This window comes from Methylorubrum subtropicum (genome assembly GCF_038442325.1).
Taxonomy (GTDB): domain Bacteria; phylum Pseudomonadota; class Alphaproteobacteria; order Rhizobiales; family Beijerinckiaceae; genus Methylobacterium; species Methylobacterium subtropicum.
On the sequence record NZ_JBBXMW010000003.1, the window covers coordinates 135,080 to 147,211 of the forward strand.

Genomic DNA, 12,132 nt, shown 5'->3' on the forward strand with positions numbered 1-12,132 from the left:
AGGGCAAGCCCTTCGGCGGGGCGTCGGGGCAGCGCCCCGACATGACGACGAAACGTTCGTAAGACTACAGTCCGCCACCATGGCGCCCCCGTCGATCTCTCCGTCCGCCCTCCACGCCGTCCAGACCCGGCTGATCGCCCAGGCCGTCGCCTCGAATGCGGGCGAGGCCATCGTCACCGAACTTTGCGAGGGGCTGATCGCGGCCGGGATTCCGCTGTGGCGGTTCAGCCTGTCGGTGCCGGCGATCGATCCGCTCCTGCGCGGCATGAGCCTCGCGTGGCGGCGCGGCGAGGGGCTGGCGCTGTTTCCGGCGATGCACGGGCCGGAGGGCGAGAAGAGCTACACCGGCTCTCCGATCGCGTGGCTCAAGGACAACGACCGGGAGGTGGTGCGCTGGCGCCTCGACGGCACCGAGGCGCCGGACCTGCCGCTGCTCTCCGAGCTTCGGGCGGCCGGGGCCACGGATTACCTGCTCCATCTCGTCGGCTTCGCGCCGGGCAACGCAATCGAGGGGGCCGGGCTCTCGTTTTCCACCGACCGGGCCGGCGGTTTCACGCCGGAGGAACGCGACGCGCTGTCCGGGCTGGTGCCGACCATCGCGCTGGTCACCGCCAAGCTCACCGTCAGCCACACCCTGCGGGAGGTCGCCTCCACCTATCTCGGGCCGGCCGCCGCGGAGCGGGTGCTGTCGGGCGAGACGCGGCGCGGGCAGAGCGCGGTGGTGCCGGCGGCGATCCTGCTCGTGGACCTGCGCGGCTTCACTGCGCTCGCCGACCGCGACGACCCGCTCAAGGTGGTGGGCTGGCTGGACGAGCACTTCGACGCGCTGGGCAAGCCGGTGCGGCGCCACGGCGGAGAGATCCTCAAGTTCCTCGGCGACGGCTTCCTAGCGGTGTTTTCCGTGGCCGATTCGGACGCGCCCGCCTGCCCGGCCTGCGCCGGGGCGCTCGCGGCGGCGAAAGAAGCGCTGGTCCGCAACGACGAACTCAACGCGGCGCGCCGAGAACAGGGTCTGCCGACCCTGGAGGCCGACATCGTGCTGCATTTCGGGCCGGTGGTGTACGGCAATGTCGGCACCGACCGGCGCCTCGACTTCACGGTGATCGGCCGCGCCGTCAACGAGGCGAGCCGGATCGAGCGGCTGTGCGACGCCCTCGACCGGCCGCTGCTGATCTCCGACGCCTTCGCCCGCCGCTGCGCCGTCCCGCTGACGGAGGTCGGCGCGTTCGAGTTGCGGGGGATCGAGCGGGCGCAGCGCGTGTGGGCGCTGCGTTGAACGGCTTCCGGCTGATTGCGTCAGCCGCCGCTCCACGCCGTCATTGCGAGGCGGAGCCGAAGCAATCCAGCGCTCCGCACCTCCAGAACTAGGCGCATAAGTCACCGATTCGTCGGCGCAGTCGCGCCATTTCCGAAAAGGTCGCGCCCTGGATCGCTTCGACTTCGCCTCGCGATGACGGGGTGGAGCGGTATCAGGCGCGGCCGGACAGCATCCGCCCGAGGGCGCCGAGCCCGCAGCCCGCGAGGTAGCCTGCGAGCACCAGCGCCGCGATCTCGATCCGCAGGCCGGCGCGGCCCGGTGCCGTGCCAAAAGCCGCAAGCCCGATCAACCCGGCGAGCGCCAGCAGCGGCAGGCCGGCGGCGAGCCATGTCGCGCGGCTGCGCGGAAACCCGGCGAGCGCGCCGACCGTGAGGCCGAGCGCGAGGGCGGCCGCGAGGCCGGGCCAGAGCGGGAGGAGCTGGCTCACGAGCGGAGGGCGAGACCGATGCCCTGGCGCTCGCTCAGCGGCGGGGCGCCGTCCGCGGCGGTGGCGCGGTCGAGCGGCACGCCGGCCTTCTGCAGGTAATCGACCACGGCGAGCGCCCGCGCGCGGGCGAGGTCGGCGCCGGTCTCGGCCGGGCTCGGCTCGGGTTTTTCCGATGCGGGCGGCTTTGCCTCGGCCTTCTCGGTCTTGGGCCCCTTCTTGTCGTCCTTGCCCGCCTTGTTGTCGGTCTTCTTGGGCGGCGCGGGCTTGGGTTTGGGGGCCGATTCGCGGGCGGCGTCGGCGGCGACCGGATCGGACTCGGCCGGCTTGGCGTTCGGCGGGTCGAGATGGCCGACGATCTCGATGCGCTCGGACGGGCAGTCGCGGGCGAGCGCCGCCACCGCGTCGAGGACGGGGTAGAAGTCGGCGGCGAGCGCCGTGCTTCCGGGGGCGAAGCGCAAGGGGTGGGCGGCCACGCGCTCGGAGAGGCGGCGCCCGCATTCCCCGGCATCGAGCCGCGTCGTCGGCTCGCTCCCTGAGACCGAGACGGTGGCGCTCCAGCCCGCGGGCATCGCGGCGGGCAGCGTGCGCGACAGGCGCGCGGCAGCCTCCGGGTAGAGGCTGGTGCCGGACAGGGTGAGCCGCGTGCCGGAGATGGTGAGTTCGCCGCCCGACAGGGTCGTCAGCGCGTCGAGCCCGGCTCCGGTCGCGGTCGCGAAGCCGTCCGGCGCACCTGGGGCGAGGCGCGACTTGTCCTGCACCGGCTCGCGGAACAGGCGGGCGCGAAGGCGGGCCAGCAGGGTCTCGCGGGCGGCCTCGTCGGGCAGGTGGCCGCTGACGCTGACCCGCTCCGCGCCGCGGCGGACGCGCAGGACGTAAGGGCTGATCGGCTTCGACGTGAGCGCGACCGATCCGGCTTTGACGCCGGCGGGGAGCCCGTCGCGCATCAGCGCCTCGATCTCACCGACCGCGCCGGCATCCAGCGCGTTGCCGGAGACCGAGACGAGGCCGCCCTCGTAGGCGACGCGGCCCTCGTGCAGCAGGGCGGCGAGCTTGAGGAGCGCGGTCGCGAGCGTCGGGGCGTCGAGCCCGAGGCCGCGGGCGTCCTGCATCCGGTCGTCGATGGCCGCCCCCTCGGCGGCCTCCTCAGCGGCCGCGCGAATCGCCTCGCGGGCCTCGGGCGAGGCGACGTGGCCACCGAGTTCGAGGCTGCCGTCGGGCCGGCGCTCCACGGTCAGGCGGATGTCGGCCACGACCGGCGGCAGGATCTCGATGGCGCCAAGGCTGAAACCCTCGGGCGGGCGGGTCAGCGCCGCGCGCAGCGCATCGTAGCCGGCCAGACTCGCGGCGGCGCCGCGAATCGAGATCACGGTGTCGTTGACGGTGGCGACCGAGCCGGTGGTGAGGTCGCCCATGCGCTCGACCGCGTAGGCCGCCGCGTCGGGGAAGTCCGGCGGGGCGCCGCGGGCGGCCCGTGTCCGGTCCTCCAGGGTCGCCTCTCGGGGCAGGACGGGTTTGAGGCGCTGCGCCAGTTCGAAGGCGCCGATCTCCGCCGGGCGGCTGCCGGCCGATTCGAGCCGGTCGGCCGCGGGGCGCTCCACCGTCCAGACAAAGGGCGAGGCCTCCTCGATGATCCCGGTGCGGTCGATCAGGCGGCGCGCGCCCTCGATGCCCGCGAGCCGGCCGATCACGGCCTCGCGCTCGGGGGCCTGCGGCGCCTCGCCCGCGGCGACGAGGTCGCGGCCCTCGACCCGGACCCGCAGCCACGGCTCGGGCTGCCCCTCCCCCGTGGTGCGGGCGACCTCGGCCGCCGCGCGGGCGATCTGATCCTCGATGCTCGGCACCGCGAGATAGGCCGTGCCGACCCCGATCAGAGCAAGCGCGGGCAACCCGGCGAGCCAGCCGAGGCGGGTGCGGAGAAGCGTGAGCGGAGAAGGCAGGGACAAGGGAGCCGACCTCGCGTGCCGGCGCGAACGCCTGGAACTGCACGGATGCGCGGAGGATACGGGCCATCGGGGCGACTTAAAGGCCGCGCGTCCCGCTTCCCGTCGCTATCCTCATGGGAAAGCCGCTGATTGGCCTCCGAGGGTGGAAAACGCAAAAAACCCGGCCGCGAGGCCGGGGTTCGGAGGTTTGCCATCGAAGGCTCTCCCGTCCGCGCGGACGGGAGAGTTGTCCGAAGTTCCGCTTAGAAGTCGCGCTGGACGCGGAAGCGGGCTTGGTAGACGTCCTCGGAGGAGACCGTGAACGGGTTGCCGCCGCGGTTCGTGTCGAAGACGCGGCCGTTCTTGACGCCCGTCTTGATGTACTGACCTTCCACGCCGATATCGAGATCCTTGACCGGCGACCAGATCAGGCTCGCGCCGGTGACGATCTGGTAGGTGTCGCGGAGGGCGGCGCTGTTGGCGTAGCCGAACGGGTTGGTCAGGTAGGACGGAGGCGAGTTCGCCGCGCTCTGGTTGACGAGGGTGCTGGTCAGGCTGACGGCCTGACGGGCGCCGCGCGAGAACCAGATCTCGCCGTAGCTGGCGTAGAAGGCCGAGCGCCAGGTCGGCGACCAGTAGTGCAGGAACGAGGCCACCGCGGTGAAGCTGTTCGACAGTTCGATCCGGCCCGAGAGCGGGTTGACGATCGCGTCCGAGAAGAACTGGTTGAACGGGTTGCCGGTGTAGACGGCGGCGTTGCTCAGGTAGCCGGCGGTGAAGCGGTTGATGCCGGTGTAGAGCGAAGCGCCCTCGCCGTAGGCGCCCTGGAGGTACAGGCCGTCGCCCGGGGCGATGAAGGGCAGGTTGAACTTCGCACCTGCCTGCACGGCCCAGCCGTACTCGGTCTGCGAGCCGGCGTTGATGCCGCGGGCGGCGCGGAGGGCGGCGACCTGACCGGCGGTGAGGCCGGCATTGCCCGTCACCAGACCCGTGTCCGCGCTCACCGGCGCGCCGAGGGCGGCCGAGTTCGTGATTCCAGAGTTGGCGATCGGGCCGCCGATGTTCACGTCCTTGACGGCGGCCGAGAGCTGAGCCGAGCCCCACGGAGCGTCGTAGCGCAGGCTACCGACGAAGTCGGGCATGCGCGAGCGCTGCACGGCGTCGACGAAGTAGACCGCGGTGGCGTTGCCGGCGGCGTTGGTGGCGAGGATGATCGGGGTCGGCGCCGTGGTGAACACGTTGTTCACGCCGGAGATGCCGCCCGCGCCCGGCTGCGCCGTCGCCGCGAAGGCGTCGGAGAAGAGCGGGTTCTTGCGGTAGTTCGGGTCTTCCATCGAGATCGTGGCCGACCAGCCGCCCTCGAACTTCTGCGTCCAGGCGAGCAGGTTCGTGGAGGCGAGGTTGGAACCGAGCGACGAGCCGATGATCTCGTAGTCGGCGGCGTAGAAGTCGAAGAACGAGGAGGCGCGACCGGCGGTCAGGCCGGCGAACTGCACGAACGCCTTGTCGACGTTGATGAAGTTCTGCACGCGGCCGCGCTGGTCCTGGCCGGTGCCGGAGAAGGCGTAGCCGATGCGCTCGTTGGTGCCCGAGGAGAACTTGGTGTGGCCGGTGCGGCTGGCGGCGTCGAGGCGCAGGAAGGCGCGGAGCGTGCCGTAGCCGGTCTGGGTGCGGGCGTCGATGTTGAAGCGCGCGAGGCCGGTGAAGCCCGAGAGGTCGCCGCCGCCCGGAACGTTGCGGCTGTCGGAGCCGATGTAGCCGTACTCGGCGCGGGCGCGGCCCGAGACGCGAAGGCAGGTGTCGGTGCCCGGGATGTAGAAGAAGCCGGCACCGTAGGCGGTGCAGACGCGGACGTACTCGATCGGAACCGCCTTCTTCACCGGCAGGTCGGCGGCCTGAGCCCCGCCCACGACGGTCAGCCCCGCCGCCGTCCCCAGGAGAAGGCTCTTGACGAGCTTCATAGTGAAACCTCCAGAAGTTTCGAGACCCACGGGATCGGACTTATTTCGGGGCGCCCGCCCGATGGCGAACCACACCCGTCCCGTCCTTATTTCCCTTGGTGCTTGGCCCTCCCCGCCGGGACATCGACCAAGCTCGCGCCGGGGTTCTCCCGTGCGCCGAGGCACCATGAGCGAGCGGGGCCGTACGGGCAACCGCGTCGAGCGCCCTAAAGGCCTCCTCGACCGGCTTCGTCGGGGGCTGTTGCAGACTCGCAACGTATTGGCCGGCTCAACGACCGGCTTTTCCCCAAAACACGGAAGTTACAGGAGAAGTTTGCTGTCTAACCGACCGGCTTGACGTTGCATCCGGGCATCACCGGACACAGCGAATCCCCCCGGCGCCGTCACGAATCGCGCAGCATCTCCAGGGTGAGCCAGCGGTCCTCGGCGGCGGCCAGCTCGGTCTCGGCGGCGCCGAGCATCGCGGTCGCCTTGCGGAACCGCTCGGGATCGCGGGCGTAGAGGCCGGCATCCGACAGCACCTCGCGCAGCTTGGCGATGCCCGCTTCCAGCTCGGCGATGCGCTTCGGCAGGGTCTTGAGTTCGTGCTGCTCTTTGAAGCCGAGCTTGGTCTTCGACTCCTTCGGCGTCTCTTTCAGTGAATCGGCCTTCGGCGCCCGCTCGCGCGCCTTCTCCTTGACCTCGCGCGCCTCCACGCCGCGTCCGCGCTGGGCCAGCATGTCGGTGTAGCCACCGGCATACTCGACCCAGCGCCCCTCGCCCTCGCTCACCAGCACGCTGCCGGCGACGCGGTCGAGGAAGTCGCGGTCGTGGCTCACCAGGATCAGCGTGCCGGCATAGTCGCCGAGCATCTCCTGCAAGAGGTCGAGGGTCTCGAGATCGAGGTCGTTGGTCGGCTCGTCGAGGACGAGGAGGTTCGAGGCCTGGGCCAGCGTGCGGGCGATCAGCAGGCGGTTGCGCTCGCCGCCGGACAGCACGCTCACCGGCGTGCGGGCCTGCTCGGGGGCGAACAGGAAGTCCTTGAGGTAGCCGACGACGTGGCGGCTCTTGCCGCCGACATCGACGGTGTCGCCGCGCCCGCCCGTCAGCACCTCGGCCACCGTGGCGTTCGGATCGAGCGAGGCCCGGCGCTGGTCGAGATGGACCATGTTGAGGCCGGTGCCGAGGCGGATTTCGCCCGAATCGGGCGCGAGCGCGCCGGTCAGCAGGTTGATCAGTGTGGTCTTGCCCGCGCCGTTGGGGCCGACGATGCCGAGGCGGTCGCCGCGCACGACGCGCAAGCTGAGGTCGTCGACGATTCTGCGGTCGCCGTAGGATTTCGACACGCGCTTGGCCTCGGCGATGAGCGTGCCGGAGGATTCGCCCTCGGTCGCCGTCATCACCGCCTGGCCCACGGGGCGGCGGTGGTCGCGGCTCTGCTTGCGCAGGGAGTGCAGGTCGGACAGGCGGCGGACGTTGCGCTTGCGCCGGGCGGTGACGCCGTAGCGCAGCCAGTCCTCCTCCGCGGCGATCTTGCGGTCGAGCTTGTGCTTGTCGCGCTCCTCCTCCTCGAAGAAGGCGTCGCGCCACGCCTCGAAGCTGCCGAACCCCTGCTCGATCCGGCGGGTCACGCCGCGGTCGAGCCAGATCGTGGCGCGCGACAGCGCCGTGAGGAAGCGCCGGTCGTGGCTGATGAGGATGAGGGCCGAGCGCGCGCGCTTCAGCTCGGTCTCCAGCCACTCGATCGCGGGCAGGTCGAGATGGTTGGTGGGCTCGTCGAGGAGCAGGATGTCGGGCTCGGGCGCCAGCGCCTGGGCGAGCGCGGCGCGGCGCGCTTCGCCGCCCGACAGCCGGGACGGGTCCTCCTCGCCGGTCAGTCCCAGGCTCTCCAGCAGGTAGCGGCCGCGATAGGGGTCGTCGCCCGGCGCGAGGCCGGCCCCGACGAAGTCGAGGGTCGAAGCGAACCCGGAAAAGTCCGGCTCCTGCGCGAGGTAGCGGACCGTCGTGCCCGGCTGGAGGAAGCGCTCGCCCCGATCCGGCTCGGCGAGCCCGGCGGCGATGCGCATCAGGGTCGACTTGCCCGAGCCGTTGCGGCCGACGAGGCAGGCGCGTTCGCCCGGCGCGATAGTCAGCTCGGCGCGCTCGATCAGCGGGGTGCCGCCGAAGGTGAGCGCGACGTCTTGCAGGGTGAGGAGCGGGGGGGCGGCCATGCCGGGCTTATGGCAGCAGCCGCAGCGCGGAACAAACCCGATTCGGGGATGCCGCCCGCGCGCCGGTCAGGCGACCGGGTTGGCCGGGCCGGTGGGCGTCGAATCCGGCACGCCCGGCGCCTCGACGGGAATTTCGGTGGGGGTGCCGCCCGGCGCCTCGGCCGGCGCGTTGCCGGGAATCTCCGGCCCCGGGCCGGGCGGAGGCGCCTGGGGCGGCTCGACCGGCGGGGCGGGGTCGGGCGTCGTCGGCTGCGGGGCTTCCGGGATCGGTCCGGGATTCGACATGAGCGGCACGCTTTAAGGTTCGGCGGCCCGGATCGGACCGCGACCGGGGCCAACAGCCCCGGCTCCGCGCGAGTTCCGCTACTTCTTCGTGATGAGGAGGTTGTTGCCCTCGCGGCCGACGATCTTCTGGAGCTTGGACGCGAAGACCGAGAGCAGCAGCGGCAGGCGCACCTCGACCCGAACGCTGTCCTGTCCGACATCGATCTGGCCGGTCACCGTCTGATGCATGGCCGTGACGGAATAATCGAGGCGGTCCCCGGTCCAGTCGAGGGTATTGATGGCGACGCCGCTCTTGCCCAGCGCGTCGCGCGCCTTGGCGGTGCCCTCCGCGATGCGGCGGCGGGCTTCCTCGCGGCCGAGTTCGTGCGGAATCTCGACCACCATCGGCTTGGCCATCGCGACTTCTCCTCCTCAACGCCGGATACGTGTCGCCGGATTATGGGAAGAGGCCGTCCCCTCGGCAACGCCGACCGGGCCTTGCGGCCGCAAACGGGGTTGCCGAGGGGGCTCCACTCGGGGAGCTGAACCCGTCGGCGCCTCAGGGCACCACGGCGAGCGAGACGTAGCTGACGCCGCCGAGGCCGATGGCGCGGGCCGAGCCGCGGGCCAGATCGATCACGCGACCGCCGACGAAGGGCCCGCGGTCGTTGATGCGCACGACGACCGAGCGTCCGTTGGAGCGGTTGGTGACGCGGACGCGGGTGCCGAAGGGCAGGCTGCGATGGGCGGCGGTGAGTCCGTTGGGGTTGAACCGCTCGCCGTTCGCCGTGCGGTGCCCGCTTCCGTACCACGAGGCCCGGCCCCCCTGGGCCTGGGCGGGCAGCGCCGCAGCGGTGCCGAGGACGGTGGCGAGGCAGGCGGCGGCGGTCCAGCTGGTGACCTTCATCTTCGATCGCATTCCCTTGTTGTTGCCGTTCGTTGCGAGCGGTGCGGAAAATGAGCCCGAACCCGGCCAAAATAAGACAGGGATGTTGCGTCGCACAAACGCCCCGAATGTGACTACAGCCAGGGGTTTTCCGGGCGGGATCTCGGGGTAAGAATTGATTATTTGCCGATGCATGGGCGAGCGAGCGCGCCAAATCATCGTTGCTTGCCGCGAAAGCATTCGGCGGGCGGTGCGGAGACGCGGCGAGAGCCTGGGTGAGCGCTCAGGCGGCCGGCCGCTCGCGGCGGATCAGCCCCGCGTTCGCCGCATGGCGAAACCCGGCAAAAACTGCCGCCCCATAGTGAGACGCGACTTTCCGGAAACGGCAAACGCGGCCTTTACCGTGACCGCGGCATGGTCCGGTTGTCAGTCGCGTAACCGGTGTTTGCCATGGCTTCCCCGCGTACCGCGGTTGCCGGCGCCACCGCCCGGAAACAGGTCTCGCATACCGGGCGGATCGCGTCGGCGCCGCGGATGGGTCTCGCACCCTCCGTCCAGCGTCTCCCCAAGCTACCCCTCGACGAAATCCTGATCGGCGACTGCATCGCCGCCATGGAGCGTCTGTCGGCGGAAAGCGTCGACTGCGTCTTCGCCGACCCGCCCTACAATCTCCAGCTCGGAGAAGCCGGTCTCACGCGCCCCGACCACAGCGTGGTCGATGCGGTCGATGACGACTGGGACAAGTTCTCCAGCTTCGAGGCCTACGACGACTTCACCCGTGCCTGGCTGAAGGCCGCACGCCGGGTGATGAAGCCGAACGCGACCCTCTGGGTGATCGGTTCGTACCACAACATCTTCCGGGTCGGGAGCGCGTTGCAGGATCTCGGTTACTGGATCCTGAACGACATCGTGTGGCGCAAGGCCAACCCGATGCCGAATTTTCGGGGTAAGCGCTTCACCAACGCCCACGAGACATTGATCTGGGCCTCGCGCTCGCCCCAAGCGAAATACACCTTCCACTACGATGCCCTGAAGGCCGGCAACGAAGACCTTCAGATGCGCTCGGACTGGTTCCTGCCGCTCTGCACCGGCGAGGAACGGCTGAAGGACGGAGCCGGCCGCAAGGTCCATCCGACCCAGAAGCCCGAGGCGCTCGTCGCCCGCACGCTCTTGGCCGCCACCAATCCCGGCGACGTGGTGCTCGATCCCTTCTTCGGCTCCGGCACGACCGGGGCGGTCGCCAAGCGGCTCGGCCGTCACTTCATCGGCTGCGAGCGCGACCAGACCTACGCCGCGGCGGCGCAGGCCAGGATCGACGCGGTCGAGACTCTGTCCTCAGCCTCGCTCGCTCTTGCGACACCGAAGCGCGCCGAGCCGCGGGTGCCGTTCCTCAGCGTGGTCGAGGCGGGGCTGGTGCGCCCCGGCGAGACGCTGACCGACGAGCGCCGCCGCTTCAAGGCGACGGTGCGCCCCGACGGTCAGCTCGGCATCGGCCCGGCGATGGGCTCCATCCACAAGGTCGGCGCCCTGGTCCAGGGCCTGCCCGCCTGCAACGGCTGGACCTTCTGGCACGCCGAGCGCGGCGGCAAACTCGTCTGCATCGACGATTTTCGTAGTCAGATGCGGGCGCAGTCGAAAGACTAGGTTTCGAAAGGACAAGTCCTTTCGCGGGTGCAGGGCAGAGCCCTGCGCTTGGTTTCACCGGGCCTTCGGCGGCCTCTTCACGACCCGCGCCAAGTCTGACGGCCGCAGCGAAGGCGGCTTCGGAATCGGCCCGCGCCGCTTGACCGGCTCGGGCTCCGGCGGGGTGGCCAGATCGGGCTCCCGCACGGGCGGCGGCGCTGCAACGGCGACCGGCACTGGGCCGGCGAGTGCGTGGGCCAGCACCTTCTTCATCGCGCCGGGAATCGGTTCCTCGTCGAGTTTTTCGCGCGGGGTGAAGCGCATGCCCTCGGGCGCGGCCGTCCCTGAAGCGACGCGGGCGAAGAACACCGTCAGCTCCAGCGGAAAATGGGTGAAGCCGTGCTTCACCACGCCGGGCAGGCGCTTCCAGCGGGCGTCGAGCGGCGCGTCGAGCAGGCCCTTGGCCGGATCGTAATCGGGCAGCCACGGGCTTCCCGGCGGCTCGGCCATGGAGCCGAGCAGCCCCTCCGGCGGACGGGTGCGCAGAAGAATCGCCTCGTCGCCGGCGCGCAGAGCCACGAAGGCCGCGCCCTTGCGCAGCGTCCCCTTCTCCTTCTTCACCTTGCGCGGAAACGTGTCCTGCAAGCCCTCGGAGCGGGCGCGGCAGGGGTGCATCCAGGGGCAAAGGGCGCAGGCCGGGCGCTTCGGGGTGCAGAGCGTGGCGCCGAGGTCCATCACGGCTTGCGCGAAGTCGCCGGGCCGGTCGTGCGGCACCAGCGCTTGCGTCAGCAGGCGGATCTGAGCGCGGGCGGCGGGCAGCGGGGTCTCGATGGCGTGGAGGCGGGTCATCACCCGCTCGACATTGCCGTCCACCGCCGCCGCGGGCCGGTCGAAGGCGATGGCCGCGATGGCGCCCGCGGTGTAGGCGCCGATGCCGGGGAGTTTTCGTAATCCCTCTTCCGTGTCGGGGAAGCGCCCGGCGGCGGCGACCGCCTTGGCGCAGGCATGGAGGTTGCGCGCGCGGGAATAGTAGCCGAGCCCGGCCCAGGCCGACATCACCGCCTCTTCCGGCGCGTTTGCCAGTGCCTGGACGTTCGGAAACAGTGTCAGGAATTTTTCGAAATACGGCTTCACCGCCGTGACGGTGGTCTGCTGCAGCATCACCTCGGAGAGCCAGACCCGGTAGGGATCGGGCCGCACGCCGGGCAGCGCGCGCCAGGGCAGCGCCCGGCGGTGCCGGTCGTACCATGTCAGAAGGTCGGCGGCCGTGGCGGCGGGCATGAGCCAGTCCATAGCGGGGCCGGGCGGACGGCAAAAGCCGCCCCGAGACCACAGAGCCGCGCTTTCGCGATGTGATCGGGAAAGGAAACGCCGGTAGCGTCACGACTCCCGGCGTGAGCGGTCCTCCGCTACACTCGGATCCTTCATCTGCGGGCTATCGGGTTCATCGTCTCAACGGCTACTGGGTCGGGCGCGTGTCCCCTCCCCCTTGCGGGGAGGGGTAGGGGTGGGGGTCGTGCAGAAGGCACCGAGGCGGTTCCT

General features: G+C 70.9%; 10 protein-coding genes. 2 read left to right on the top strand and 8 right to left on the bottom strand.

The window, feature by feature from the left end:
- Positions 1-79 precede the first annotated feature (79 nt).
- On the top strand, positions 80-1,276 hold the full coding sequence (locus AAHG03_RS05560) for an adenylate/guanylate cyclase domain-containing protein (protein WP_342149360.1): 1,197 nt from the start codon (positions 80-82) through the stop codon (positions 1,274-1,276).
- A 193-nt stretch (positions 1,277-1,469) separates the two neighbouring features.
- Here the strand turns inward: AAHG03_RS05560 and AAHG03_RS05565 are convergent, their stop codons facing one another.
- From AAHG03_RS05565 to AAHG03_RS05595, 7 genes are all read right to left on the bottom strand, one after another.
- The gene (locus AAHG03_RS05565; protein WP_342149362.1) at positions 1,470-1,745 is read right to left on the bottom strand and encodes a hypothetical protein; all 276 of its coding nucleotides are present in this window, start codon (positions 1,743-1,745) and stop codon (positions 1,470-1,472) included.
- A complete protein-coding gene (locus AAHG03_RS05570) occupies positions 1,742-3,688 on the bottom strand; it encodes an OmpA family protein (RefSeq protein ID WP_342149363.1) in 1,947 nt (648 codons plus the stop codon). The genes AAHG03_RS05565 and AAHG03_RS05570 overlap by 4 nt, the downstream gene beginning before the upstream one ends.
- A gap of 242 nt (positions 3,689-3,930) precedes the next feature.
- Positions 3,931-5,628, bottom strand: a complete 1,698-nt coding sequence (locus AAHG03_RS05575; RefSeq protein ID WP_342149364.1) for a porin — start codon at positions 5,626-5,628, stop codon at positions 3,931-3,933.
- A gap of 383 nt (positions 5,629-6,011) precedes the next feature.
- Positions 6,012-7,817, bottom strand: a complete 1,806-nt coding sequence (locus AAHG03_RS05580; RefSeq protein ID WP_342149365.1) for an ABC-F family ATP-binding cassette domain-containing protein — start codon at positions 7,815-7,817, stop codon at positions 6,012-6,014.
- Between the two features lie 66 nt (positions 7,818-7,883).
- The gene (locus AAHG03_RS05585; RefSeq protein ID WP_342149367.1) at positions 7,884-8,102 is read right to left on the bottom strand and encodes a hypothetical protein; all 219 of its coding nucleotides are present in this window, start codon (positions 8,100-8,102) and stop codon (positions 7,884-7,886) included.
- A 78-nt stretch (positions 8,103-8,180) separates the two neighbouring features.
- Positions 8,181-8,498: a polyhydroxyalkanoic acid system family protein gene (locus AAHG03_RS05590; RefSeq protein ID WP_342149368.1), complete on the bottom strand. Its 318-nt coding sequence runs from the start codon at positions 8,496-8,498 to the stop codon at positions 8,181-8,183.
- 142 nt (positions 8,499-8,640) lie between these two features.
- Positions 8,641-8,988, bottom strand: coding sequence for a septal ring lytic transglycosylase RlpA family protein (locus AAHG03_RS05595; RefSeq protein ID WP_342149370.1), 348 nt, complete (start codon positions 8,986-8,988; stop codon positions 8,641-8,643).
- Between the two features lie 429 nt (positions 8,989-9,417).
- Between AAHG03_RS05595 and AAHG03_RS05600 the strand changes: the two genes are divergently transcribed.
- Entirely contained in the window at positions 9,418-10,611 is a 1,194-nt protein-coding gene (locus AAHG03_RS05600) for a site-specific DNA-methyltransferase (RefSeq protein ID WP_342149371.1), read from the top strand.
- A 54-nt stretch (positions 10,612-10,665) separates the two neighbouring features.
- Here AAHG03_RS05600 and mutY read toward each other — a convergent pair whose 3' ends face one another.
- The gene (gene mutY / locus AAHG03_RS05605) at positions 10,666-11,871 is read right to left on the bottom strand and encodes an A/G-specific adenine glycosylase (protein ID WP_342149372.1); all 1,206 of its coding nucleotides are present in this window, start codon (positions 11,869-11,871) and stop codon (positions 10,666-10,668) included.
- Positions 11,872-12,132: the final 261 nt, after the last annotated feature.